Origin of the sequence: Nocardia sp. NPDC057455 (assembly GCF_042802775.1) — a bacterium.
In the GTDB taxonomy this organism is placed as follows: Bacteria; Actinomycetota; Actinomycetes; order Mycobacteriales; family Mycobacteriaceae; genus Nocardia.
Genome location: NZ_JBHVDM010000035.1, coordinates 34,483 through 60,415, shown reverse-complemented (window position 1 = coordinate 60,415; position 25,933 = coordinate 34,483). Strand labels below are relative to the sequence as shown.

Here is a 25,933-nt window from a genome sequence, read left to right as displayed (position 1 = left end):
CCCACAGCGACCAAGACGAAGACCCCGACACCTGAACCCGCAGCGGGAAAGACGGTGCGGTCACCGAGATCTGCGCTGTCAGCCGAGTGACCGACCAGAGACAGAGGTTCTGTCGAGTCAGCGGGTCGATCCGACGGCGGTCGCCGTTTCACGCGTCGGCTCCACACGCCGCGCGCGACTGGCTCGGATACACCTTCGGACCTCCCCGCTGGGAGCCGCGCGAGCGGACGATACAGATTGCCACCAGGGCCGGCCTGAATTGAACCCTCCGGACCGACCACAGGGGCACCATCGGTCTGGTCACCCCCAGATGGCGGCGATTTCGCCGGCGTAGGACTTCAGAGTCCGTCCCGGGTGACCGGTGATCCGTTCGACCGTATCGGTGACCACGGCGTTGCCGCCGTCGCGGATCAACCGGAACAGGCCCAGTTGCCAGTTGATGGAGCGTTCGTCCAGACCGGCCTTGCGCAAGCCGTCGGCGAACTGGGCGGCGGTGAGGGCCGTGTAGCGCAGTTCCCGACCTGCGGCTTCGCCCAAGGCGTGGATGACCTGCCGGAGGGTCAACGCCTCTGGGCCGGTGATGATGTGGACCAATCCCGCATGTCCCTCCTCGGTGAGTGCGGCGACGGCCACTTCCGCGATGTCGCGGGTGTCGACAAAGCCCACCACGGCTTCGGCGGCCGGGAGCGCGAGTTCGCCGTTCTCGCGCAGGGACGCCGCGAAGCCCTCGCCGAAGTTCTGCTGAAACCAGTTCGGCCGCAAGATGGTCCACTCCTTACCCGAAGCGCGCACGTCCGCCTCCCAAGCGGCCATCGGAATCGCGTCGGGCAGCTGATCGACGCCCAGCACCGACAGCAGCACTACTCTGCGCACGTGCGCAGCGGCGGCCAGTAGATGACCGACAAGGTGGGGTTCGCCCGGCACGGTGTACGGGCCGACGACGTACATGGTGTCGATGCCGTGCAGCGCCGCGGCCCAGGTGGAACGGTCGGCCCAGTCGAAACGCACCGGCTCGACCCCGGCAGTCGCCACGGCGGGATTGCGGCTTGCCGCGCGCACCTGGACGCCGCGGGCCACCAGCGCGTCCACCACGGGCCTACCGGTCTTGCCGGTCGCGCCGAGCACCAGAACAGTCATCGTGTTTCTCCTCGGATCGGTTGACGGAAGAAAATCTACGGATCGAGGTCAGGATGATGAATGCCTGAAGATCCGGAATACATGTCCTAAAGTCCTGAACTGTGGACGTCCTTTCCGACGCGCTTGCCGCGATGCGCACGGGCCGAACCCGCGCGGCCCGCACCGAGGTACGAGCGCCATGGGGCTTGCGCTTTCCGGCCGTCACCGGCACGACCTTCCACGTCGTGCTCAGCGGCGCCTGTTGGCTGCTGGCCGAGGGAACCCAGCCCCTCGCGCTGAAACCGGGCGATGTGGTCTTCCTCCGCACGGGCAGTTCGCACGCTCTGGCCGACAGCCCGCACACGCCGCTGATCGACTTCGCCCCCGAGCGCTCGGAACCCGGTTCGCCGATCGGCCATGTCCGCCTCGACGGCTCCGGAGCGCACTCGGTCCTGCTCTGCGGCGCATACCAGCTCGATCGAGCGCGGCCGCATCCGCTGATGAGGGAACTGCCCGTATTCCTGCACCTGCCGGCGGGCAACGCGGAGCTCGGTCATCTCGTCGGCCTGCTGGCGACCGAATTCGACCGCGATCGACCCGGCCGGGACGGCATCGTTCCCCCGCTGGTCGACGCGATGCTGCTCTACATCCTGCGCACCTGGGCGGACGAGCGCGCCGATTCGCCGGGATGGGCGCGGGCGCTCGCCGACCAGGCGGTCGGGCAGGCGTTGCGCGACATCCACACCCGCCCGGCCGATCCTTGGACGGTAGAACAGTTGGCGGCGCGGAACGGACTGTCGCGGTCGGTGTTCGCCCAGCGGTTCACCGCGCTCGTGGGCGAGCCGCCGGTGTCATACCTGACCTGGTGGCGAATGACCAGTGCGGGCCGCATGCTCCGCGAATCCGACGCCCCGCTCAGGAATGTGGCCGCACAGGTCGGCTACTCCTCCGAATTCGCCTTCGCCAAGGCGTTCAAGCGCGCTTTCGGCGTCGCGCCGGGGACCTACCGCCGCGCGGGGACGATCGAATCACCGAGTGTTCCGAGCCGGACCCCGGCCTGATGCCGGGCTTCTCCGGCGCGCGGGCCGGACCCGGGCGACGCGCATGGCGTCTTGCCGAACCCGGGTCGTGTCGGGTCAGAGGGTCAGAAGGACCTTGGTGGCGCGGCGCTGGTCCATCGCGCGGTAGCCCTCCGCGGCTCGGTCGAGGGGCAAGGTGAGATCGAAGACGTCACCGGGCTCGATCGCGCCACGCAGGATGAGATCGATCAGGTCAGGTAGGAAGCGGCGCACCGGGGCGGGGCCACCGTGCAGGTGCACGCCGGAGAAGAACATCTCCATACCGTCGAGTTGCACGTCGTGGGCGACCCCGACGTAGCCGATGTGCCCGCCGGGGCGAGTGCAGCGGATCGCTTGCGTCATCGACTCCTGGGTACCCACGGCCTCGATCACCGAGTGCGCGCCGAGTCCGCCGGTGAGTTCCTTGATCCGAGCCACGCCGTCGTCGCCTCGTTCTTCGACGATGTCGGTGGCGCCGAACTTCCGGGCCAAGGCCTGGCGATCGGAGTGACGGCTCATGGCGACGATCCGCTCGGCTCCCAACTGCGCGGCGGCCAGCACGCCGAGCAGCCCGACCGCGCCGTCACCCACGACCGTGACCGTCTTGCCGGGCCCGGCTTCGGCCGCGACCGCGGCGAACCAGCCGGTGCCGAGCACATCGGAGGCGGCCAGCAGATGCGGGATCTGCGCGGCGGTCGGCTCGCCCGCGACCGGAACGAGGGTGCCGTCGGCCAGCGGGATACGGGCCCGTTCGGCCTGGGTGCCGATCATGCCGATGGGCACGTTGTGCACGCAGCGGCTCTGGTAGCCGGCGCGGCAGATCTCGCAGGTGTTGTCGGAAGCGAAGAACGATCCCACCACGAAGTCGCCTACCGCGACATCGCGCACGTTCGCGCCGACCTCTTCCACGACACCGACGTATTCGTGCCCCATCGGGGTGGGGCCGTTCAGCGTCTCGATACCGCGATAGGGCCACAGATCCGACCCGCAGATACAGGTCGCGGTGACGCGGAGGACCGCGTCGGTCGGCTCGACGATCCTCGAATCCTCCCGCTCCTCCACCCGCACATCCCCGGGAGCGTGCATGACGACTCCACGCATGATCGGTTTCTCCTTTCCTGTCGGTTCCGGATCACCCCACGGTGATGCCCAGTCGACCCCTTTGCACGCATCCGGGGAATCTCTCTCGAACGGTGCACTGGCAGGGCATCCCACCTGCTGCGATGCAACCCACCCCGAGCCCGGTTCTCCCACCGCCTACCGATTCTCGCCTGCTGGGCCGACACCCACGGCGGTTCGCCCACCTCGCGATCCGGGCCACCTTCGGTAACAGAGCCGAGGACGAGTACTCCGGGCCACGGCAAGGATCTGTCGATGTACGGGCTGGAGGACTACACCCGCGTCAAGCATGTGATGGCGAAGATCGACCAGCTTGTTTCCGCGGCCGATCGAGCGGTCCCACAACGGCTTCCGGTCCCAGTCCGAGCGCCGAGTCGCCGTGCCGCGCCGATGGGCGCGAGGCGGCTCCGCCACAGAAAGCCCGCTACGCCTCGGGTCCGGTCGGGGACCGCTGCTCGAGCACACTCGCGAGGGCCGAGGCGATCAGGGCGACCGCCCGATCATCGTCCTGGGCCGATCGCCGCAGGACGTCGAGTGCGATGGTCCCCGGCATCTCGGCGAGTGCCTGGATCAGGCGTATCCGCACCGCGGAGTCCGCGGTGGGTGCGGCGAGTTCATCGATCAGCGTGCTCATGATCCGGTCCGCGCAGCCGGGGTCCAGGGCCAGTGTTCCCAGCACCTCGGCCGCTTCGACATCGTTCGTGCCCTCGACCACCATGCCGACGAGCGTCGGCACCGCAGCGGTCACGCCACGCGTACCCGATGCCAGAGCCGCATGCCTGCGCACTGTCGCGTCCGTGTCCCCGAGGGCGTCCGTGAGGATCGAAGTCGCCTCGTCACCGGACATCTCGGCGATCGCCAGGACAGCGCGACGCCGGATCTCGACGTGCTCGGAATACACGCCGGACGCCACGCTCGCCACACCGTCACCGCCCGTCCGCGCGAGGGCCCACCGCAGGGCGCCGGCGACATTCGGATCGGATTCGGCGAGGACGGCCCCGGCCAGCAGCTCGACGGGAACCGGCACGTCCTCGGGCGGGGCCAGGACGGTTTGCTGCCGGCGCGCGGCGCTGGTCGAGTGGAGCCCGTGCAGGAGCTCGACGATCCGCAGGACGCCCTGCCAGCCGGAGGGCGCCGAGGCGTCGACCGCACGTAATCGCTCGAGCAGCTCCTGCTCCCGCTGCAGTCGCTCCTCGGTCCGTCGGATGAGGTCGCCGACCAAAGCGGATGGTGTGAAGGCGGGATCCTCCAGAGCGGAGCCGATCTGTCGCAGGGACAGTCCCAAAGTTCGCAGGCTTTCCACGTGGAAGATCCGGCGGATGTCCTCGGCGGAGTACTCGCGGTAACCACCCACGGTGCGGCCGGTCGGTCGCACCAGTCCGAGGGAGTCGTAGTGCCTGAGCATCCGGGTACTCACCCCGGAGCGGCGTGCCACCTCGCCGATCAGCACGCTGTTTCCTCGGCCCGCTCCGGGCCGAGCGCGACGATCCGTTTCGCCTCGTCGACGTCCGGGTCGAAACCGGCATCCGGGTCGCGTAGCAGCCGCTGCGTGGCGCGGGCGTGCGCACGCACCGCCGGGTCGGCGCTCGCCAGTCCGGTCTGCAGGGCAGGCTCGATCACCTCTCCGAGTGTGACGAGCGCACGGCTGAGACTCCGTCGCATATCCCGGTCACCGCGACCGAGTTGCGCGGCCAGTTCCCCGGCCAGCCCGCTCTCTTCCCCGGCGGGCACGAGGACGACGGCGGCGCGCCACGCGCTTCGCGCGACCTCGTCGTCGGCGTCGTGCAGCAACGACCGCGTGATCGCGGGCCACGCATCCCGGTCTCCGATCTTGGACAGCGTATGCAATGCCTGGCTTCGGGCCTGAGCATGCTCGGAACGCAGCTCGGCGCGGAGCCTGGGCACCGTGATCTCCGGCGGGAAGCGGGTCAACGCCCAGGTGAGCATGTCGCGCACGAAGAAGTCGGGCTCGATCGCGCACCGTGCCACGAGCGCGTCGACGAAGCCGTCGTCGGGGTGCGTGCCGACCGCCAGTGCCGCCTGGAGCCGCGTCGACGAGTTTCGTGCGGCCAGCGCGTCGAGCAGCCGCGTGTCGTGTGAAGTCCTGTGTGCCGAGTTGATGGGGACCACCTCCTGCACCCAGTGAAGACCATGTCACGATGTCAAGGTCAAGCACGGGATGCGTGCGGCGAGCAGAACCCGGCAGCAACCGGTCGATCCGGCGCGCACCCGGCCACGGCAGCGTGCACAATGCCCACCACGTCGAACCGATCCGCCGCGCGGGTGCAGCTCACCACCGCCGAGTCCTGCGGCTCGGCAGGATGGGCAGGAGAACAACCTCGCCGCTACAGGATGTCGCCGAGGGTGATCGGGGCTGATCGCGCACGGCTCCGGGCGGCACGACCGGTTGCCCGGCACGGTTGCGCGGGGGCGGCGGTTCGCCTCGGCGCGGCTTCGGCCGGGGCGAACCGGTGAGCCGTCAACGGCTATCGGCCGCCGACCCGCTCAGCGCTGGCGCCAGCTCAGCGGACCCGGCAGGTCGACACTGTTCTTCTTGCTGCGGGAGTTCCACGACCACGGGCCGATCTTGATACTCCACGAGGACAGTCCCGATTGGGTGAAATTGAGTTTCAGCGGCCCGAAGGATCTACGCTGACGGTATTTAATGGGCATTTGCGACCTCCTCGACTCGACCTCAGGCGTCGGAACCTGTTATCTCCCATTATTTTTCCCTGGGTAGAAGAGACCAAACAACGAAAATCAGGCCGCAACGGTATCGGTGTACCGGGGCGATCTCCACGGTCGGCACAACTGTGGATTCCCGGCCCGCACCCGCCCTGAGTCCGTCCGACCGGCACCGGCTGTACGCAAAACCGAGCCGGTAGGCCAGGCCGCGCAGCCGGATAGTGTTGGCTGCCAATCGTTCTGGCGTGATGGAGGTAGGATGACGCGGGTCTTCCCGAGTCATTCGAGTCGGGACAACGTGCAAGCCGTCGCCCTGGTGCATCGGCCGAGCGAGCGGCAGCCGTCGCTCACGGGGAACATCTCCCTGGACTCGGAAGAGAAGGCGGGAATCCCCAGGGTGTGCGCCGACGAGATGCGTTGCGGCAAACCATTACTCGCTATGAATCGAGGCAGGAACCGCATACCTGCTCGAACAGGCGGCCGGTAGCAGGCGCCGGCGACTTCCGCCGGAGGGCGCACCACGTCGGGCCGACGGCGAACCTGCCGGGTGAGTGAACACGGCACGACGACCGAGGATGCCGCACACTGCTCCCATGACGACGCCCGAGACGCGAACAGGACCGATGTTCCGGTGGACCGAGGTCGGCACCGGTGGTGTGATCGCCCCCGACGAACGATTGACCTGGCCGCGCACGATCGGGATCGGACTGCAGCATGTGGTGGCGATGTTCGGCGCCACCTTCCTCGTGCCGGTCCTCACCGGATTCCCGCCGTCGGCGACGTTGCTCTTCTCCGGAATCGGCACGCTGCTGTTCCTGGGGATCACCCGCAACCGGCTGCCGAGCTATCTGGGTTCGAGCTTCGCGATCATCGCACCGGTCCTCGCGGCCACCGCCTCCGACGGGATGGGAGCGGCCCTCGGCGGAATCGTGGTGGTGGGCGCACTGCTGATCGTCATCGGCGTGGTGGTGCACTTCGCGGGCACGCACTGGATCGAGGCGCTGATGCCGCCGGTCGTCACCGGCACCATCGTCGCCCTCATCGGTTTGAACCTGGCGCCGACCGCCAAAACGAACTTCGAGAAGGACGCGATCACGGCCACGGTCGTACTGATCCTGCTGATCTCGTGTCTCGTGCTCTTCCGCGGATTGCTCGGCCGGCTGGCCATCGTCGCCAGTGTCGTGCTCGGTTATCTGCTCGCGCTCGTGCGCGGTGAGGTCGACACCGCGGCGATCGGGCAGGCCTCCTGGGTGGGGCTGCCCGACTTCCACGCACCGAGCTTCCATCTCTCGGTGATTCCGATGTTCCTGCCGGTGGTGCTGGTGCTCGTGGTCGAGAACATCGGGCACGTCAAGTCGATCACCACGATGACCGGTATCGATTACGACCGGCGAATGGGCCGGGCGCTGGCGGCCGACGGTCTGGCGACGGTCCTCGCCGGCAGTGGCGGCGGCTCGGCGACCACCACGTACGCGGAGAACATCGGCGTGATGGCCGCGACGAAGGTGTACTCGACCGCCGCATACTGGGTGGCCGGCGCCGCCGCCATCGTGCTCAGCCTCTCACCGAAAGTAGGAGCGGTGATCGCCTCCATCCCGGATGGGGTGCTCGGTGGCGTCACGACCGCTCTCTACGGCCTGGTCGGGATCCTCGGCGCGCACATCTGGGTGAGCAACCGGGTGGACTTCGGCAAGCCGATCAACCAGTTCACCGCAGCCATACCGCTGGTCATCGGCATCGCCGACTTCACATGGAAAGCAGGCGATCTGCACTTCGGCGGCATCGCCCTCGGCGCCTTCGCCGCGCTGGTGATCTACCACGCGATGCGGCTGATCGGGGAATGGCGCGGCACGGTCGAACCGCACCGCGCGCACGCCGAGACGAAGCCGGAGGAACCGACGGACCGCTGAGCCTCCGATTCGCGATATGTGGCCGACCATCAAATCTGTCGGCAGCGCAGCAGGAAAGAAGGTGCCCCGCCCGGTGAGCCTGATCTCACCGGGCGGGCGTGGGGTGGCCGCACCCCGGTTCCGCGGGTCACGCCGCAGGCACTGCGAAGGAAGCCTTGGCGGTGACGAGGGCACGCTGCTCCTGCGCGCGCACCCGCCCGTTGCGCGCACGCGACCATCCCGGACCTGACAGCACTACGGGAGGCGGGCGACTACGGCGTCCAGGGAGTTGCCGGGTGGGATCTGGTTGCAGTTGGAGGGCACTGGTCTGGCGGCGAATCGGTCTGTGATCCATGCGGTTGCTTGGAGGGTCCAGATCGGCGCGAGGCTCAGGTGGCTGGCGTAGTCGAATTGGTTGTACTGCACCGCGACTCCGGCCGCGCAGTAGCGGTTCATGAGGGCACGCGCGTCGCCGGCGACCATGATGCCGTCTCCGTCGCCGATGCCGGGGCCGCCGGGTGTGGTGCCTTCCAGGACGCCGGCTGTGCCTTGTGCGACATACATCGGGATCGTGGGTGTCGGCGCGAGGCCCATGTTGATCTTGTTGCTGACCTCGACGAGTTCGGGGATCGAATCGGGGTCGGCGTAGCGTGGTTGAACCAGTTGTTGCCACGACAGTCCGGGGTACTGGCCCAGAACGTTGAGGATGGAGGCGTCCTGGAAGCGGGTCAGGATCTGGCGGCCGTAGTCGCTGAGGTAGGGGTCGAGGTCGATGCCGTAGGAGCGTGAAACCCCCACCACCGCCATGCCCACGACTCCGCCCCAGGCGGCGCTGCCCGATGCGTAGCGCTGGGTGTGGGCAGGATTCACGAGCAGACCTCCCTGGGCGACGCCGATCAGTTGCGCGTTGATGTCCGGGGCGTAGTCCGGGGCGAGGATCGCGGCCCAGTTCGAGGCGATGGCGCCTCCCGAGTAGCCCATCAGCACGGTCGGGGTACCCGGTGTGATCCCGGTGTCGGCGACCGACGCCGCGGCGCGCAGGGAGTCGAGGGTGTTCATTCCGTACTCGGGTCCTGCGGAGAAGTTCGCCTGCTGTCCCTCGGTGTCGGCGATCACGACGCTGTATCCCTGCATCAGCAGTCGCGCGAACATGGTCGCTTCCCCCGAGGGGAACAGGGCGCCGATCGCGAGGTTGCCGCCACTGTCGGTGAATCCGCCGATGTGGGCGTCTCCGGCGATGGCCCGTGACGGTCCGTCTTCGGGGTTGAGCGAGTCGTAGGCCGACTGGAACGAGACCACGCCGCGAGCGCGTTCGACACCCACCGGTTTGATCACCGAGGTGACGTTGGCTACCGCGTTGCCCCTGGCATCGGTGGACCGGTACACGATCTGGATCACGGTCAGCGGTGTCGGGACCTGCGAGAGATGGAAGGCCACTGTGCGAGTGTCGAGGACCGCTCCCGGCGCGAACGAGGCCAGCTCGAGTGCGTGGCGGGGGGAGTAGAAGTCGAGGGGGTCGGCTCCGGCGGTCGGTGTGGCCGCGACCATCGCCGCGGCCACGGCGACCGCAGCCAGCGTCGCGCGCACCCCGGCGCCGAAGGTTTGTCGAACTCTCACAACCACACTCCACATCACATCGTCGGGATGACCAGCTCCCGCGCTCGGCCGAGGTGGTGCGGTGCGCCTGTGCGCGCCGGCCATCGGCTGTCGCGGCGGGATCAGCAGTCGGTGGCGGGTCCGCATCGGTAGGTGACCGCAGCCACATCGACTCCTGGAAGTGCATTCGATCATAGTTAGACGGCGATGTCTAGGATTCTTCCGGGCGGCCGGGTCCGGTATCCGCGGCGACCTAGACTGGCGCCGTGGCAAGCATGAGCGCCTCGGAGCGCAGCTACGGCGGAAAGGCGATGAGCGAGCGCCGGGCCGAGCGCCGGCGTCGATTCCTGTTGGCGGGACTGGCGGTATTCGGTGAGTCCGGCTACCAGAGCAGTTCGATCACGGCCGTCTGCGAGTCCGCGGGGTTGGCTCGGGCGCAGTTCTACGAGCACTTCGCCAACCGGGAGGATCTGCTCGTGGCCGTCTACGAGATGATCCAGGACGATGCGATGCGTGCGGTGGAGATCGCGGCGCGCCGCGCCGACGGCGCCGTCGCCGCCGAACGTCATCGCGCGGGTGTGGCCGCCTACGCGCACTCGGTGGGTGGCGATCCCCGTCGGGCCGCGATCGCGTTCGTGCAGATCGTCGGCCTCAACGAGCGCGTCGAGCGACACCGCGCCGTCGTCCGAGCCAAGTGGGCGCGGTTCATCCGCTCCGAGTTCGAGCGTATGTACGGCCCGGGCAATCCACCGGCAGGCGGATACGACACGGCCGCCACCGCTTTCATAGGTGCCTTGTTCGCGCTGGTGCACCGTTGGAGTGCCGACGATCCGCGTCCGAGTCTGGATTCGATCACCGATGTCCTCACCCGCTTCCTGGTGGCACTCGCGCCGTCGGACTCCTGAGCGCAAACATGACGAACACTCGTCACGACACGCTCGATCTCGCCGCGGCGGTGTCGATGCGAAAGCGATTCCCCGGCGCGGGTGACCGCGTTGTGGTCGAGGTGGGTTCAAGTCGAGTTGCGTGGGATGAGGACGGCGAAGTCGCCGGTGTGCGGGGTGCCCTCGGCGGGCAGGCCCAAGGCGGCCATCATGGCGTCGACAGCGGTCTCGACGATCTCGGTGGCTCGGAATCCGATGGTGGTCAGCGGTGGTTCGGCCATGGCCGCCAAGGTGATGGCGTCCACGCCCATGACCGCGAGGTCTCGTGGGCAGACCAGCCCGGCGCGGCGGATGCCGTGCAGGACGGCGAAGGCGGTCTCGTCGCTCTGCGCGCAGATCGCGGTCACGCCGCGTTCGACCCAGTAGGACACGATTCGGGCGGCGTCGGCACCGTCGGCGCGTATCTCGGCGACGACCGGGTCGGGTAGGTCGTGACTGCGGGTGGCGGCGCGGACACCGGCGAGCCAGTAGTCGGCCAGCGGGCGCAGTTTGCGATTGTTGGTGATCGCGAATCCCAGCTGTCGGTGTCCGCGGGCGATCAGGTGCTCGACGCGCAGTTGCTCCACGGTGAGGTTCAGGGCGGCCAAGGCGTGCAGGTTCGCGCTACCCAGGTGGATCTGCGGTATGCCCGCGGTGGTGACGGCCTCGAGTGCGGGGCCGGCGAGGGGGAAGGTGGCCGCGACCGCCATCGGATTCAGGCTGGCGATGGCTTCGACGACGTTCGCACCGTCGTCGGTCTCGAACTGCAACGACATCAACAGACCGTGGCGAGCCAGTGCGGTGGTCAGCTTGGCGCCGACTTCCATCGCCAGCTCACCCAGGGCCATTCGCGGCACGATGTAGAGCACGACACCACTACCGCCGATGACCAGATTGCGAGCCGCGAGGTTCGGGCGGTATCCGAGCGCGGCGGCGGCCTGGCGCACGGCCTGCTGGGTCTGGAGCGAGATGCGTTGGCCGGCGACGTTGTTCAGGACGTAGGACACGGTGGCGGTGGACACATTGGCCAAGCGGGCGACATCGGCCCTGGTGGGTCTGGTGGTCTTCCGCACACCCTCCACGCCGCCTCCGACTCCAGCCGATACCACCGGACTGCATCATCGCACAGCTACCTCGCTACCTCGCGCGGCACCCTGGGGTGCCCCCGTGTCCTGAAGTCGTCGGCGATCGCTCGGCAAATCGCCTGGCGGGCCGCGTGAGGGGGCGGAAGTCTCGAGGTGTGGCGGACACATTGAACTTATTCGAGTAAGTTGGTGCCGTCACTCTCCCGGAGTGACTTTGCCCATGATGAGCGAGGGCTTGCATGACCGACGCCTACGCCCTGCCGATTCCACCGATTGGGATCAAGTCACCTCGGAGTGGATGAGGGCAGCCCGAGTACCTGCACTCCGGGTTCGTGGTCGCCGACGTCGGGCCTGTTCGGCCCCGGACTCGAACGGGCCCCGATGACCATGACGCGCCATCGGCGCCGCGGCGACAACCGCCCTGGGGCGAGAAGATATGCGGCTCGGGAGGAGGTCAGGGGCTGGTCAGGAGCCGGGTGATCCGTTCGAGCGTCGGACGTATGTCGTGCTCGACGCCGGTCTCGGCGTAGCGCAACGCCACACTCTCGGCCAGACCCGAAAGCACCAGCAACATATCGGTCCGATAGTCGGCATCGGCGTCGGCGAGCACGGTAGCCAGCGCGGCGGACAGTCTGGCCGCGAAACCCACGCGCTCGAGTCGCTCCCCACCCGGACCCGACTTGGCTCGGTAGTAGGCGCGCAACATGTTCGGGTGCCTGCGCCACGGATCGAAATGATGAAAGAACAACCGCACCAGCGTTTCCTGGCGCCGGTTGTCGCGTCTGGCGACCGACGGGAACGGTAACTCCGTGTGGGTTGCCGTCCAGCGTGATATCGCCGCGACGATCAACTCGTCTCGCGTGCCGAAGATCTGATAGATCTTGCTGTGCGAGACGCGCGCCACCCGCGCGACACCGCGCACAGTCACCGCCTCGCAACCTCCCCGTTCCAGGAACTCGACCGCCGCCGAGAGCACTCGCTGCGCGTGTTCACTCACTTCGCTCGTTCCTGACGCGCGGGGACGCAGTGCCGGGCAGCGCGCCCGCCCGGACGCCGTCGGGTGTGCGCGGATGGTCCGGGAGTTCGGGTCGTTGACGAAACATTCATATCGCCGTTCACCTCACACAGCGTGGGGTCGGATCTGCGGCCTTCTCGGTACGCGAATCGGGGACCGCGACCCTCGCAGGTTACACGAGTAAGTACGTCGATTCCATTCGTGGCGTCCCCCCACGGGCGTGCGGCGGCCCCTTGCGATCGAGTCCGGGGAGTCGTCAGGTGCGACTTTGACACCGAATGTCTCGTCGGTGTCGCCGGATGATTCGAATCAATGTCGTCGGCTGGGATGTGAATGACTGGACGCCGGCCACTTACGCGCGTAACTTACCGGCGAGAAGATAATTCTCGCTCGATCAGAATCTCTCTATCGACCCTGAAGGGGATCCTCGTGGACGTCGAAACAGTGCCGTTGCCTCGAGACTGGAACCAGATGACCCCGCAATGGATGTCGGCCGCGCTGGCCACGCACTATCCGGGGTGTGAGGTCGCCACGGTCGAGGTCGACCTGCGCGACGACGGCACCAACCGGCGTGCCCGGCTGCGGTTGACCTATGCCGCGGGCAGAGGACCGGCCACGGTCTTCGTGAAGGCTGCCGATCCGGCGCACAAGGAACTGATCCGCCTGACCAGCGGCATGTTCCACGAACCGCGCCTGTTCAACTCGCGGGTGCCGCTGCACCTCGAGCACCCCACGGTCTACACCGCGCTGATCGACGAGGACAACTACGACTTCGTGCTGGTGATGGAAGACATCGCCGCGCGCGGCGCCGACCCTCGTGACGCCACCCGCCCGCTCACCGTCGACCAGGCCGCCGCGGGTGTGCGCGGATTGGCTCGAATGCACGGAAAGTACTGGGGCCGTATCGAAGACCACCCCGAACTGGGGTGGTTGGAGCCTTTCGTGCCGTGGGACGGCATGGAGATCGCGCCGCTGCCGGCGGCGCTGGATCGCCTCGGACCCGAGGCCCCGCCCGCGGTCATGGCCTTGGGCATCGACGAGTTGATCGAGGGTATCTGGAAGCCCTACATCCGCACACTGACGCGTGGTCCGCAGACGCTCCTGCACGGCGACGCCCACATCGGCAACACCTATCTGCTCGGCGACGGAGAAGTCGGGTTCCTGGACTGGCAGGTAGCGCGCCGCGGAAACTGGTCGCTGGACCTGGGGTACTTCCTCCAGGGCGCGCTCACCGTCGAGGACCGCCGACGCCACGAAGGCCACCTGCTCGCGATCTATCGCGACGCGTTGAACCTGCCCGCCTCCGAACTGCCGACACCGAAGGAGATCGAACTCGGCTACCGGGCCTCGGTCGCCCACGGGCTCACCTTGTGGCTGTGCACCGCGAGCGCCGGCGAGTTCTGGCAGCGCCCCGACATCGCCCTGCTACTCGCGCAACGCTATTCGATCGCCTACGCCGAACTCGACACCATCGACGCGATCGCCGAACTGTCCCGGTAAGCCCCTGTTCCACATCCGGATTACGTTGTCCCGATCGCCCGAGTACGCCACACAGTGGCGCACGAAAGCGAGCACCGCGCGGCATCCGGTCCCGATCGACTCTTCCACGTAGTCATCTTTCTGGAGTTCTCGATGTCCGCAACCACCACGGCCGTCGCCGACACCGCCCCCGACGCGGGCAGACTCGACGGCGCGTCCAAACGACGAATCTTCACCATCATCGTCGTGATCGTCCTCTACACCGAGGTCGTGCCCCTGCAATACACGATGGTCTCGGCCGCGCTCCAGAAGATGAGCGCAAGCTTCCCCGGAGTGGGAGGCAACATCAACTGGGCGGTGATCATCCTCGGCTTGGTCGGCGCCTCGGCCACCCCGCTACTCGGTAAAGCCAGCGACATCTGGGGCAAACGACGACTGTTCCTGCTGTGCGGGATCTGCTTCATCCTCGGCTGCCTGATCTGCGCGGTCACCACCAGCTGGACCCTGTTCCTCATCGGACGCGGCCTCGCCGCGGTCTCCGTGGCCAGCCAGGTCATCGCCTACGGCCTGATCCGCGACCTCGTCCCCCGCAAATACGTTCCCCTCGGCATCGGGCTCATCGGAGCGGGACTGGGCTTCTCCGGGGCAATCGCCCCGGTCATCGGCGGCATCCTCATCGACAACTACGACTGGCGCGCCATGTTCTGGTTCCTGACGATCTTCACCCTCGTGCTGACCCCGCTCGTGCTGTACGTCGTCCCCGAATCCCCCCTGCGCGTCCGAGACCGCATCGACCCCCTGGGGGCGGTACTTCTGTCCTCGGGAATACTGCTGACCCTGCTGTACCTGGACAACGGCCAGAAATGGGGATGGGGCCGCCCCACCGCGTTGGCATGGCTGATCGTCGGTCTGGCCTTGCTCGCATTGTTCTTCCTCGTCGAGTTCAAGGTCTCACGCCCGCTGATGGACATGAAACTGTTGTTCGACCCGCGCGTCGGTGTCGTGCTGCTGATGGCACTGTTCGGCGTCGCCATCACCGCCGTCCAACCCCTGGCACTGGGCTACATGACCCAGACCCCGGACGCGCCACACCTGCGGGACCAGGTCGCCCACGGCGCTGTGGACCAAGCCCATGAAATGACCGGACTGAACCTGCCACTGTCGATCGTCAAGGTCGACCTCGATCCCGGCTACACCTACGGCAACGGCTTCAGCATGCTCGAATACGCCCTGCACGTCGGTATCTGGGCCGGACTCATGGGCATGATCTTCGGACCCATCGGCGGCCTACTCGCCCGACGCTACGGCGCCCGCCTGCCCGCGGTCCTGTCCTTCATCGCCCTGACCATCTCCGGTGTCGGCTTCGTGAGCTTCGATTACAGCTGGCAGACCTACCTGGTGCTCTTCATGATCGCCGGTATCGGATTCGGCATGTTCTACGCCGCGATCGGCAACCTGCTCATCGAAGCCGTGCCCCCCGAACAACAAGGCATCAGCAGCGGCATGCTCGGAGTCACCCAAAACATGAGCTCGGCCATCGGGATAGCGATCACCACCGCCCTGCTCAACGCCCACCCCGTCATCGCCCACATCGACGTCATGGGCCACAAAGCCGACCAACCCATACCCCAAGTCTTCGCCGACCGCGGCTACGAACTCACCTTCTGGTTCGTCCTCGCCACCACCATCATCGGACTGTTCCTCGCCCTGTTCATGCGCCACGGCCGCACCCCCGCCACCGGAGGCGCGCGAACACCCTGACCGATACGCGTCCTGCGTTCCCCCAACCTCGACACGCAGGCATCGGCACCACTCACCCTCACCGACCTGCTCCTGGAGGAGCATATTCGGATGCGCATAGCGAAATATAGACATATGTTTGGGCCTGTTTCTCCGTCCGATGGCCCCTCCGCCGATCCGCGACGACCTTTCACGGCCACAGCTGCTTGTCCTCGCCGCCACAGGCCGGCAGCGTGTGCCCCCTCGGGAGCAGCGCTGCTTCCATCCCGTGGCATGGCGGATCGGTACGCCGCGAACGCCCCGCCGCACGGGGACGACAGCCTGATCCGTGGTTGGCGCCGGTGGTCAGATGTTCAGCGGAGAGGTGGGTGGGAAGGTGACCGGCAATTCGGTCAGTGCCCTGTGGAAGGGACCCGGCCGCCAGTTCGGCGTCCGGTTCGGCAGGTTCAGTTCGATCTCCGGCAGTGCGTCGAGGAGTTGGTCGATCGCCTCTTGCGCGATCAGGTACGCCAAGGACCGCGCGGGGCAAGCGTGCGGGCCCAGGCCCCAGGCCAGGTGGGAGCGATTGCCGGTCAGGTCGCCGGTACGGATCGCGGGATCGTTGTTGCACGCGGCCATGCTGATGACGACGGGCTGGTGGGCGGGCAGCCAGACGTCATCGATGAGGATCGGATGGCGGGGATAGGTGATCAGCAAGTTCGCCAGGGGCGGGTCGTTGAACAGGACCTCGTCGAGGGCATCGCGGGACGACAGGTTGCCGCCGAGAAAGCTGTCACCGAAGCGCTCGTCGGTGAGGATCAGCAGCAGCGTGTTGGTGATCAGGTTCAGCTCGAATTCGATTCCGGTGCCGTAGACCTGGGACACATGGTGGGACGCCTCCACGTCGTCCAGCCGGGCGGGATGCTGGAGCAGGACCGAGGTGATGTCACGTTGCGGTTCGGCGCGTTTCAGTGCCACCAATCGCATCAGCGCCTCCCCGAGCATCTGATTGCCCTTCTCGGCGTCGACACCCTCGAGGAGGGCAGCCGTACCGGCGGCGACCTGCCCGCCGATCTCCGGCGGGCAGCCGAGCAGATAGTTCACGACTTCGAAGACCAGGGGGTACACGTACTGGCGGATCAGGTCGGCGGCACCGTCCTGGCAGAAGGAGTTGATCAGCGGAACGGCAAGTCCCTCGACGACGGCGTGGAGGGCGTACAGATCGACCTCATCGATACTTGCGGTGATCGCCCCTCGGTAGCGGGTGAAGTCGGACCCGGCGCTGCGACTGGCCATGGGCCGCCACTCCAGGAGCGGGAGAATCGGGCAGTCGGCCGGGATGTTCTTCTGCCAGGCGCGTGGGTCGGCGGGGAAATGCTCGGGATCATTGAGGATCCGCACCGCGGTGCCATAGCCGACCACCAGGGTGGCGGGCACGCCGGGCGCCAACTCCACCGGCGCCAAAGATCCGTATTTCCGGCGCATTTCGCGGTAGACACGGTGCGGATCGGCCGCGAACTCGGGCGAATACAGGGGTACCCGTGTGACGTCCGAATCGAACGGCGAGCCGTGCACGACCGGGCAAGACCGTTCTGGAACCTCGGACTGCGGCGTACTCAAGAAGCAAACTCCCAACTGTCGATATGCACTGCACGATTGCTGAAATACCGGCTTCCCGCCCGAGCGAGGAGCGAACGCCGCCGCCCCGGTGGGCGGCGGGAGAGTTGTATCAGACGCCGAGAGCGTCCAGCGAATCGTGATCGTCGATGGCCGTGGTGATTCGCTTCAGCAGCGTCAGGCACGTCTCCACCGGTTGCATCTCGGGTTGATACGCCGCCCTGCCGATCGTGAACGCCCACGCGGCGTAGGCGAACATGGACTGCTGCCGGTAGGCCAGCCATGCGTCATCGAAGGTCGGAGCCCGGCCCTCGAGGGGTCCGAGTTCGTCGAGGTAGGAAGCCAGCAGTTCGCGGTCCCAAGCTCGGCGATCCTCGGGCTCGCATCCGGAGTTGACGGTGTAGGCGAAGTCGTGGGCCCAGCCGCCCCGCATCACCACCTGCCAGTCGACGAATCCCATTCGCCCACTGGCTGTCCGGTAGGTCTGGCCGATGTGCGGGTCACCATGCAGCAGGGTCTGGGGCAGTTCGTTCGTCGCCTTGTCGATCGCTTGCTCGACACCGGCCCACAGCCGATCCGCCTGTCCGCGCAGTGTCTCGGGTACCACTGCCTCGGCCCGCCGCAGTCCGACCTCACAACGCTTCTTCATGTCGATGGCGGCCAGATATGCCTCGAGGGCTTCGGTCGTGGTTTTGAGGTCCGCGATCGAGGGGTGATTCCAGAAGGTGCGGTGCAGCCGAGCGAGATTGCGTACCAGGTCTTCGATCTGGTCACGGGCGATCGGGGCGTTCGGCTCGATGAACCGGGCACCGCGGGTCGAGGCGATGTCTTCCATCAGAGCGATCGAACGCCACGATCCGGCGTCGGCGGCACCCCAGTAGCCGACGGGGGCCTCGATATCGACCCGGGGCCGGAAGTCCCGGAAGAATCGGGTTTCGCCGTCGATCATCTTTCCGCCGCCGAGCAGAATCCGCTGCGAGAAAGCTGTTGTCGTCTTCGCGAAGAGATCGGTCGGCAAGTTCGCCTGCTTGCCCACGTCGTTGTACTCCACGCGTATCGCGACGCGCGTGGAGGTTCCGCGGCTGCCGTTGGCGGTTTCGAACGAAAGCACCTCGGCCTCCGGCACATCGCGGCACAGGACGGCGGTCAGCCACTGCGGTGTCACAGTGTCGCCGGATACCGGGACGTCATCGATATCGCGGGCTTTCGGCCGTAGCATCTTCTCGCCCATGATGTGAGCACCCACCGTGACAGACCGTCCGAGCAACCAGAGCTTGTGGTTCAATCGCTTGCCTCGATTCCGGAGTACGACTCGACCGCCCGAGCACCTGGATCGCCGGCGCACGGGCCCGCAGGACAGTAACCCATGCTCGCGAAAAGCCTGGACGACAATGCGATTGCCGAGTCCACTCGGCGAGACCGGCTACCCGCTGACAAGCGCTCGAGCCCGACCGCACTTCTCACCCGTGGGATGAGCGGTAGGGCAGCCTGGAGACGACTGCGGTTCATTCGCTCCGTGCGGATTCCGTGGCCTGGGCTGCTTCCTTCTCCGCCTCGTCGAGCTTGCGAGTATCACGCGGTTCGGCGAAGGGCCGCACGTCCTCCGGCAATCCCTGGGCGATGGCTTTGCCGTGGTCGAGTTCGGCGTTGATCTCGGCTCCCAGCAACAGCGCGATGTTGGTCAGCCACAACCACACGAGAAAGATCACGACGCCCGCCAGCGACCCGTAGGTCTTGTCGTAGGAGGAGAAGTTGGCGATGTAGACCGCGAACAACACCGAGACGATCAGCCAGATGAGGACGGCGATGACACCGCCGGGGCTGATCCATTTCACCCCGCCTTGCCGGGCGTTCGGGCTGGCCCAGAACAGGATGGCGAGCAGCACCGACAGAAGGACGAACAACACCGGCCACTTGGCGATGTTCCAGAGCGTCACCGCGCTTTCCCCGACACCGAGGAAATCGCCGATCTGATGAGCGACCGGCCCGCTCGCGACCACGATGACAGTGCTGATCACCAGGAGGATCACCGCGATCAGGGTGACGCCGAGCCGAATAGGCGCGGTCTTCCAGATCGGGCGCCCCTCCCCGATGCCGTAGACGACGTTCGAGGCACGCATGAACGCCGCGATATAACCCGATGCCGACCACAGCGCGATAGCGAGACCGAACAGCGCCCCGAGGCCCGCTCCCTGCTTATTGGCCTGAGCTTGGGTGATGAGCGTGTGCACGAAGTCGGCGCTCGAGCCCGGCGCGATCTGCTGCGCCTGGTTCATGAGTTCATCGGCGGCGTTCGGGCCCAACAGCCCGAGCAGCGAAACCAGGACGATGAGGCCGGGCACGATCGACAACACCGCGTAATAGGTGAGCGCGGCTGCCAGGTCGGTCAAGTTGTCGCGCTGGAACTCCTTGCCCGCGCGTTTGACCACCGCGAGCAATGATGGTTTCGACAGTTCGGCCGGGCTGCTCGGCTCGTTCGGGTCGAGATCCGGTCGGGCTCCGGTATCGGTCGCCCGATCTGGCGCCTCGAAGCGGTCCCGCGTACTTGCCGAGTCGACAGCCTCGTCCTCGTGCGGGTTCGGTCTGCCGCGATCTGTAGCCATGTCGGTTCGCCTCGCTCAAACGCATTTCTCGGTCCCGCGCGTGAGATGCCGGTACTCCCGCGCTGAACGAGTGGTGCCCGAAGCAGCGGCGCTGAAACAGCAACCCGGATCGGCCGACCAACGCCGTCCCTGCCACCAGCGCGATTCGTCACCTGGCGATTGCCGAGCTCACCCGCGACGTACGCTAGGGTTCGAACCCGTGTCCAAGCTGCGGCGGCGCGTGGTCGAGGCTGCGGAAGCGGCTCTGGTCCAGCGCAAATACGTGTCGGCGGTCGATGTATTCGCCGTCCTCGGGTGGGTGCGATCCAGTCATGTCGATCGCTGGCGGCAGGGGCAGGTGCGGTCGTTGGAGCAAGTCACGGCGGTGGACGGGCGGCGGATGCACGATGCGGCGCGACTGCTGAGCGAGTGGGCCCGCGAGCACGGTCTCACCGCCAGCACCGCGGCGTATCTGTCCGGCGGGCGCGATCGCGAGGCACTGCGGTTCGTCGATAACGGCGAAGACGAGGTGTTCCGGGTGCACTGGCTCTCGGCGGAGCTCAGCCCGGCGCAGCGCGAACAGGTCGCTCAACGCCAGAACCGGGCCCCGGATCTGACGGTAGTCGAGGCCGCGACGCCTTGGACCTGCGCCGAATGCGCCGAAACCGGACCGTATCTGATCACCTCCGCCGCCGGGCCGCTGTGCCTGACCTGCGCTGACCTCGACCATCTGGAGTTGCTGCCCGCCGGAGACGCGGCGCTGAGCCGGCGTGCCAAGAAGGAGAGCACCCTCGCGGCCGTCGTGGTCCGCTTCAATCAGCGACGCAAGCGCTACGAACGGCTCGGCATCCTCGTCGAATCGGCCGCTCTGATCCGCGCCGAACAGCAATGCCTGGCCGACGACGATGCCCGCGCCCGCCGCCGCGAGCGCGATCGCGTCCGCCGCGACGCCCAGGACGTCGATTACTGCGCCCGCATGTCCGACGAAATCCGCCGGCTGTTCCCCGGCTGCCCCGGCGACCGCGCCGCCGAGATCGCCGAACACGCCGCCGTGCGCGGCAGCGGCCGTGTTGGCCGCACCGCCGCGGCCAAAGTCCTCTCCCCCGAAGCGCTCACCCTCGCCGTCATAGCCTCGATCCGCCACCGCGACACCGACTACGACCAACTCCTCATGACCGGCATCCCCCGCCCGGAGGCCAGAGCCCGCATCCGGCCCACCGTCGACCACGTCCTCGAAAGCTGGCGCGGCTGAGACGCCACGCAGAGGGTCGCTCGGGATTGTCCGACAATTCGAATCGGGTCGGGGCGGCGCGTCAGTCGAGGAAGCGCTGTAGTTCGGCGGTGACGAACCGGGGATTCTCTTCGACGAGCCAGTGTCCCGCGCGCGGTACGTCCACAGCCTGCACGATGTTGGTCATGCGTGGCGACACGGTGGCTCGGATCGCGTCGAGTTGCCCTTGCGCGGTCATCAGAAGGGTCGGGACGTGTGCCGGTGGCGCTGCCATGGTGTCGCTGACGTCCTTGTCGAGTGCGCGGTAGAGCTCGAAACCACCCGCCAAAGCCTCGGGTCGGCTGTAAGTGCGTGCGAATTCGTCGATCTCGGCGTCGGTGAACGGGGACCGATCCGACGTGCCGCCGAATGCCGTTCCCTCGAAGGATACTTGCGGGTAGAACAGAGACAGGTACTTGCGGACGTCGTCGCCGACGACGGCTTCGGGAACCCGTCTTTGGGCGTGGAAGGCGATGTGCCAGCTCAGTGAGCGGTAAGTGGGCGCGTCGATCGCGGGCCCGGGCAGCGGCAGGTCGAGGTAGCCGAGGCGTGTGGTGTCGGCGGGGAATCGAGCGGCGTACTGGAATGCGACGGCGGCACCGAAGTCATGGCCGATGACGCGGGCATCGCGCACTCCGAGCCGGTCGGCGATCAGGGTGTGCACGTACCGTGCCAGAGTGGCTTTGTCGTAGCCGGTCGGGGAGCCGGTACTGTCGCCCAGTCCGGGGAGGTCGACGGCATAGACGGTGTGGTGTTCGGCGAGTGCGGGCATGATCGGCCACCAGCCGTACCAGGTCTGGGGCCAACCGTGGATCAGTACGACCGGTGTGCCGCTGCCGCCCGTCACATAGTGCATGCGAACGCCGTCGACGTCGGCGAACCCGTGCCGGAAGGTGCTCTCGAACGCGGGGTCGCTCTGGGTGGCGGCGGCGTAGGGGGCGATGTCGGAGGCGTTCGTGGCACAGGCTGCGGCGCCCATCGTGATCGAGACGGTGAGCGCGACACCCGCCATCGCGCGGGCGGATCGGAGGAGGCCGTTCGTGGACGGCCGGGTCACGGTGATCATGAGTTCCTTTGCTGGAGAGATTTTCAACGGCCGGTCGTGCCGTCGATCAGTTCCCGGAGGATGTCCGCGTGACCCGCGTGGCGGCCGGTCTCCTCGATCATGTGGGTGAGTGCCCATCGGACGCTGGGAGCCGGACGATCCGGCCACGGCCGTGGGACAGGTGCCCCGAGGTCGGCGCAGTTGTCGAGTATTCGGTTGGCACGCTCGACCGCTTCCCGGTAGCGAGCCACGACACCGGCCACGTTGTCGGTCGGCGCGACATGAAACGTCGCCCGCCAGTCGGTGATCGTGTCGCCGAGGAACATCGAGCGCTCGACGAAAGTCAGGTGCTGGAGCAAGCCGAGCAGGTTCGTGCCCGATGGCACTGCGGCTGTACGCGCCTCCGACTCGGGAGCCCCGTCGACCTTCGCTGCGATCGCCGCCCGCAAGTAGTCGAGGAATCCGCACAGGACCTCGGTTTCGCTACCTCCGGTCCGGGGCGGCGGGGTGTCGCCGCGGCGCCTGCGGCGCGTGGTGGTGGGCACGGCGGTCTCTCCTTCGTCGGGTCCGGTGGTGCGGGATGAACTCCTCCCGCCGGACCACGCTCAGTTTCACCATGCGCACCACCACCTGGCACGCGAACTTGCGGTTTCGGCAAGATGGGCTCATGGATCGGGAAACGAATGACGTGCTCGACGCGGTGGGGCCGCGACTTCGCGCGCTTCGGCGCGACCGCGGCATCACTCTCGCCGATCTCGCGACGACGACCGGCGTATCGGAGAGCACCCTGTCCCGCCTGGAGAGCGGGCAGCGCCGGGCCACCCTCGAGTTACTGCTGCCGCTGGCTCGTACCTACAACGTTCCGCTGGATGACCTCGTCGGCGCCCCGCGCACCGGCGACCCCCGGATTCACCTGAAGCCGATCAGGCGATTCGGGATGATCTTCGTGCCGTTGTCCCGGCGGCCGGGCGGGGTACACGCGTTCAAAATGATCATTCCCGCGCGTCCGGAACCCCTGGAACCGTCCCCCCGGACGCACGACGGCTTCGAATGGCTGTATGTACTCAGCGGCCGCCTGCGGCTGATACTCGGCGAGCGCGACCTGACCTTGCCGGCCGGCGAGGCCGCCGAGTTCGACACATCCGTACCGCACTGGCTGGGCAGCGCCGACGGCGGCATGGTCGAGCTTCTCATCCTGTTCGGTCTGCAGGGGATGCGATCGCACATACATGCCGACGACTCCCCTGGGTGAACCCGGCGGGCTCGCGCGCCGCGGTGGTCCCGGAGATCGTCATGCTCGTCGATACGGAGCACGGCTCGGATCGAACCACTCGCCCACTGCGGATGACTGGGTCGCGTCCGGCCGCAGGCCGAGGCCGCGTTGCGGCCCTCGGATACGTCGGACCAGTGGTCGGCTGCGAGATCGTCTCCGCCGCACGCCGATACGCGGCGCGGTCGGAGAAATGTTTCGAATTCGATCATAGAATCCGCGTCCGGGATGAAGATCAATTGGTGTTACCTCGGCACAATACGTTGTTAGCTCATTATTAACGGTGATTATTCACACACGAAGAGAAGTGGATCGTCGCATTTCTTTTTCCTAACGTTGCTGGTGCGCGACGTGATGGCGTCGTTACCCACCTGTGAAAGGAAATCCGCATAATGCTTTCTCGCAAGGCTCTCGCCGCCGTAGGCACCCTCTCCGCCGCCGCCCTGTTCTTCGGCCCGGTCGCGATGGCCTCCGCCGCCACCGGCTCGGCCGCCACCGGTTCCGCCGGCCTGGCCTCGGGCTCAGCGGGCAGCGGTTCCTCCTCGGGTTCGGCCGGCTCGTCCTCCGGTTCCGCCATGCTCGACTCCGGCAGCTCGGCCCTCGACGGCGGCACCTCCGCCATCGTCAACATCATCGATGCGATCACCGGCGTCAGGGACCTGACCCAGCCCCAGCCCGCAGCCTGACCCGGCCCCGGTAGACCACTACCTCGCCCGTGTTGCCACGCGCGTCAAGATTTCTTTTCGCTGCGGTCTACATAGGCGATTGCGCACTATTGCAGTGCATTTGCCCGAATTGAATCGTTCATTCGCCGCGCCGGAGTAGTCGCGGCGAGTGAACACTGAACATTCCGCCTACCCAGCAAAAGAGACGGCACTCCGCGCTCTGAGTGTCAGGGCTTCCTCGACACCGGACACCCCGCGAATCGATCCTGCCGGACGATGCCCGTGGGTATGGTGCCGACGCGGGGACAGTTCGGCGCCGGCCGTCGGTCGAGGTGCCGGACCGGAAGCATCGGCGACGTGCAGGGTCACTTCGCAATGCGGTCGTTGTGGGTCATCGTCGCGGCGGTGTTCGTTGTTCACGCTCGCGGCCGGAACGACCGGGCGGGGGCTGCACCAAGCCGCAGCGGCCAACGATGTGTTCGATACTCGCCCGGACAAGGCCCGCGAAGCCGTCGCCGCACTGGAAGTCCGTCAGCCGGCTTCGGCGATTCTGCGCAAACTCGGCCTTCGGGATCGAGGGCATAGCAGGCGCGGCGCCTTTCCTGATCCACCGCAGGAAACCGATCGGTAACCGGTCAGCCGTGCTTGCGCTTTCGCTCTCGCAGCACGTGGGAACGCAATCGCGAGAACCCTTTGACTCGCACGCTGCGCAGATGGCGGAGTACGAATTGGTCGTCGTCCTCCAGAGCGGCGGCGGCGGCGTCATCGAGGAGCACTGTTCCCGGGCGGGCCACGCCGGTCAGCCGTGCGGCCACGTTGACCACCGTGCCATAGAGGTCGCCGAATCGGGTGAGAACGGGCCCGTATGCCAAGCCCACCCGAATCTGGGGCATTTCCGAGATCGTTTGCGCCGCCTGCGCGATCGCCGCGTTCATGGCCAAGGCGATCCGTGCGCCGTCGCGTGCGTTCTCAGCGGCGAACATCACCTCGTCGCCGACGTTCTTGATCACCCAGCCACCGTGAGCGGTGACCGCTTCGGTGGTGGTGGTCTCGAAGGTCTCCAGCAGATCGGTCAGCTCATCGAGGTCGAGGTGTCGGGAGAGACGGGTGTAGCCGACCATATCGGCGAAGCCGACGAGCAGTTGCCTTGTGGCGCCATCGGATTCGAGTGAGCGGCTCAGCGCCGCAGCCAAATGCCGTTGCCAGGCATACTCCTGCAGATCGGCGAGGACCGCGATGGTCCGGGCGGTGGCGTCTCGGTTCGTTCCGGACATCGGCTGGCCACCTTCGGCGGCGATGCGGCCGCCGAGCTCACGGGCGATCAGGTCCGCCTGCCACTCGGCCAGCCGCGCCATCGCCTGTCCGACAGTGCGGGCGGCGGCGATCTGACTCTGCTCGCGCGCTCCCGCGACCGGGTCCATCGCGGTGAAGTGGCGCACCGCAACGACGTCGGCGTCGGTGAACGCCACCTCGTCGTCGCTCGCCGCGGCCGCAAAACCCAGTGCCACCCAGAGCTTCTCGGCACGTTCGACAGACACTCCGGAAAGCTCGGCCACTTGGGTGCGGGTGTACTTTCGCGGGCCCCCGAGCAACGACTGTTCGACCACAGCGTCGACCACCTCGGTCACGTCACCGGATTCGATCACCCCGCCAGTACAGCACATGGAGCAGTGACCGGCGTTCGACCGATCGTTGCCGCTGTGGCGAGTGGGTCGGTTGCTGCCGACACCTGTCAGCTTCGCGCCATGACAGATGAGGCGCGGCACGGAGTCGCGTTGACGCGGCGGGCCATCGAGTCGG

General features: G+C 67.1%; 22 protein-coding genes. 8 read left to right on the top strand and 14 right to left on the bottom strand.

Annotation, left to right across the window (positions count from 1 at the left end):
- Positions 1-300: 300 nt before the first annotated feature.
- Complete coding sequence (locus ACFU5M_RS16695; RefSeq protein ID WP_379049623.1) at positions 301-1,137, bottom strand: NAD(P)H-binding protein; 837 nt, start codon at positions 1,135-1,137, stop codon at positions 301-303.
- 101 nt (positions 1,138-1,238) lie between these two features.
- Here ACFU5M_RS16695 and ACFU5M_RS16690 point away from each other — a divergent pair, with 101 nt between their 5' ends.
- A complete protein-coding gene (locus ACFU5M_RS16690; RefSeq protein WP_379049620.1) occupies positions 1,239-2,177 on the top strand; it encodes an AraC family transcriptional regulator in 939 nt (312 codons plus the stop codon).
- Between the two features lie 75 nt (positions 2,178-2,252).
- Here the strand turns inward: ACFU5M_RS16690 and ACFU5M_RS16685 are convergent, their stop codons facing one another.
- The 4 genes from ACFU5M_RS16685 to ACFU5M_RS16670 all read right to left on the bottom strand — a co-directional run bounded on the left by ACFU5M_RS16685 (position 2,253) and on the right by ACFU5M_RS16670 (position 5,966).
- Complete coding sequence (locus tag ACFU5M_RS16685; protein WP_379049617.1) at positions 2,253-3,275, bottom strand: zinc-dependent alcohol dehydrogenase family protein; 1,023 nt, start codon at positions 3,273-3,275, stop codon at positions 2,253-2,255.
- Positions 3,276-3,717: 442 nt separating this feature from the next.
- Complete coding sequence (locus ACFU5M_RS16680) at positions 3,718-4,743, bottom strand: MerR family transcriptional regulator (RefSeq protein WP_379049613.1); 1,026 nt, start codon at positions 4,741-4,743, stop codon at positions 3,718-3,720.
- Positions 4,737-5,423 (bottom strand): HEAT repeat domain-containing protein, encoded by a 687-nt coding sequence (locus ACFU5M_RS16675; protein WP_379049652.1) that lies wholly within the window; start codon positions 5,421-5,423, stop codon positions 4,737-4,739. Before ACFU5M_RS16675 ends, ACFU5M_RS16680 begins: the two co-directional genes overlap by 7 nt.
- Before the next feature lie 375 nt (positions 5,424-5,798).
- Positions 5,799-5,966 (bottom strand): DUF4236 domain-containing protein, encoded by a 168-nt coding sequence (locus tag ACFU5M_RS16670; protein ID WP_084466474.1) that lies wholly within the window; start codon positions 5,964-5,966, stop codon positions 5,799-5,801.
- Between the two features lie 605 nt (positions 5,967-6,571).
- On the opposite strand from ACFU5M_RS16670, the gene ACFU5M_RS16665 reads away from it, so the two are divergent.
- Entirely contained in the window at positions 6,572-7,888 is a 1,317-nt protein-coding gene (locus ACFU5M_RS16665; RefSeq protein ID WP_379049610.1) for a uracil-xanthine permease family protein, read from the top strand.
- 234 nt (positions 7,889-8,122) lie between these two features.
- On the opposite strand, the gene ACFU5M_RS16660 is transcribed toward ACFU5M_RS16665, so the two are convergent.
- Positions 8,123-9,484: a lipase family protein gene (locus tag ACFU5M_RS16660; RefSeq protein WP_379049606.1), complete on the bottom strand. Its 1,362-nt coding sequence runs from the start codon at positions 9,482-9,484 to the stop codon at positions 8,123-8,125.
- 254 nt (positions 9,485-9,738) lie between these two features.
- Here ACFU5M_RS16660 and ACFU5M_RS16655 point away from each other — a divergent pair, with 254 nt between their 5' ends.
- Positions 9,739-10,368 (top strand): TetR/AcrR family transcriptional regulator, encoded by a 630-nt coding sequence (locus ACFU5M_RS16655; RefSeq protein ID WP_379049649.1) that lies wholly within the window; start codon positions 9,739-9,741, stop codon positions 10,366-10,368.
- Between the two features lie 107 nt (positions 10,369-10,475).
- Here ACFU5M_RS16655 and ACFU5M_RS16650 read toward each other — a convergent pair whose 3' ends face one another.
- A complete protein-coding gene (locus tag ACFU5M_RS16650) occupies positions 10,476-11,468 on the bottom strand; it encodes a LacI family DNA-binding transcriptional regulator (protein WP_379049603.1) in 993 nt (330 codons plus the stop codon).
- A 457-nt stretch (positions 11,469-11,925) separates the two neighbouring features.
- A complete protein-coding gene (locus tag ACFU5M_RS16645; protein WP_379049600.1) occupies positions 11,926-12,468 on the bottom strand; it encodes a TetR family transcriptional regulator in 543 nt (180 codons plus the stop codon).
- 489 nt (positions 12,469-12,957) lie between these two features.
- Between ACFU5M_RS16645 and ACFU5M_RS16640 the strand changes: the two genes are divergently transcribed.
- Positions 12,958-13,986, top strand: a complete 1,029-nt coding sequence (locus ACFU5M_RS16640) for a phosphotransferase (protein WP_379049646.1) — start codon at positions 12,958-12,960, stop codon at positions 13,984-13,986.
- A 132-nt stretch (positions 13,987-14,118) separates the two neighbouring features.
- Positions 14,119-15,726, top strand: a complete 1,608-nt coding sequence (locus tag ACFU5M_RS16635) for an MFS transporter (protein ID WP_379049598.1) — start codon at positions 14,119-14,121, stop codon at positions 15,724-15,726.
- Positions 15,727-16,050: 324 nt separating this feature from the next.
- Here the strand turns inward: ACFU5M_RS16635 and ACFU5M_RS16630 are convergent, their stop codons facing one another.
- The 3 genes from ACFU5M_RS16630 to ACFU5M_RS16620 all read right to left on the bottom strand — a co-directional run bounded on the left by ACFU5M_RS16630 (position 16,051) and on the right by ACFU5M_RS16620 (position 19,904).
- Positions 16,051-17,304 (bottom strand): cytochrome P450, encoded by a 1,254-nt coding sequence (locus tag ACFU5M_RS16630; protein WP_379049595.1) that lies wholly within the window; start codon positions 17,302-17,304, stop codon positions 16,051-16,053.
- Positions 17,305-17,413: 109 nt separating this feature from the next.
- Positions 17,414-18,532, bottom strand: coding sequence for an aminoglycoside phosphotransferase family protein (locus tag ACFU5M_RS16625; protein WP_379049593.1), 1,119 nt, complete (start codon positions 18,530-18,532; stop codon positions 17,414-17,416).
- Between the two features lie 274 nt (positions 18,533-18,806).
- The gene (locus tag ACFU5M_RS16620; RefSeq protein WP_379049591.1) at positions 18,807-19,904 is read right to left on the bottom strand and encodes a YihY/virulence factor BrkB family protein; all 1,098 of its coding nucleotides are present in this window, start codon (positions 19,902-19,904) and stop codon (positions 18,807-18,809) included.
- Between the two features lie 199 nt (positions 19,905-20,103).
- On the opposite strand from ACFU5M_RS16620, the gene ACFU5M_RS16615 reads away from it, so the two are divergent.
- Positions 20,104-21,135 carry a DUF2293 domain-containing protein gene (locus ACFU5M_RS16615; protein ID WP_379049588.1) on the top strand — a complete coding sequence of 344 codons (1,032 nt, stop codon included), beginning with the start codon at positions 20,104-20,106 and terminating at the stop codon, positions 21,133-21,135.
- 61 nt (positions 21,136-21,196) lie between these two features.
- Here the strand turns inward: ACFU5M_RS16615 and ACFU5M_RS16610 are convergent, their stop codons facing one another.
- Both ACFU5M_RS16610 and ACFU5M_RS16605 read right to left on the bottom strand, forming a co-directional pair.
- Complete coding sequence (locus ACFU5M_RS16610; RefSeq protein ID WP_379049586.1) at positions 21,197-22,219, bottom strand: alpha/beta fold hydrolase; 1,023 nt, start codon at positions 22,217-22,219, stop codon at positions 21,197-21,199.
- A 23-nt stretch (positions 22,220-22,242) separates the two neighbouring features.
- Positions 22,243-22,743: a DinB family protein gene (locus ACFU5M_RS16605; protein ID WP_379049583.1), complete on the bottom strand. Its 501-nt coding sequence runs from the start codon at positions 22,741-22,743 to the stop codon at positions 22,243-22,245.
- 122 nt (positions 22,744-22,865) lie between these two features.
- On the opposite strand from ACFU5M_RS16605, the gene ACFU5M_RS16600 reads away from it, so the two are divergent.
- A complete protein-coding gene (locus ACFU5M_RS16600; RefSeq protein ID WP_379049582.1) occupies positions 22,866-23,450 on the top strand; it encodes a helix-turn-helix domain-containing protein in 585 nt (194 codons plus the stop codon).
- 410 nt (positions 23,451-23,860) lie between these two features.
- Positions 23,861-24,154, top strand: coding sequence for a hypothetical protein (locus ACFU5M_RS16595; RefSeq protein WP_379049579.1), 294 nt, complete (start codon positions 23,861-23,863; stop codon positions 24,152-24,154).
- Between the two features lie 614 nt (positions 24,155-24,768).
- Here ACFU5M_RS16595 and ACFU5M_RS16590 read toward each other — a convergent pair.
- The gene (locus tag ACFU5M_RS16590) at positions 24,769-25,797 is read right to left on the bottom strand and encodes an adenylate/guanylate cyclase domain-containing protein (protein ID WP_379049643.1); all 1,029 of its coding nucleotides are present in this window, start codon (positions 25,795-25,797) and stop codon (positions 24,769-24,771) included.
- Between the last annotated feature and the right edge of the window lie 136 nt (positions 25,798-25,933).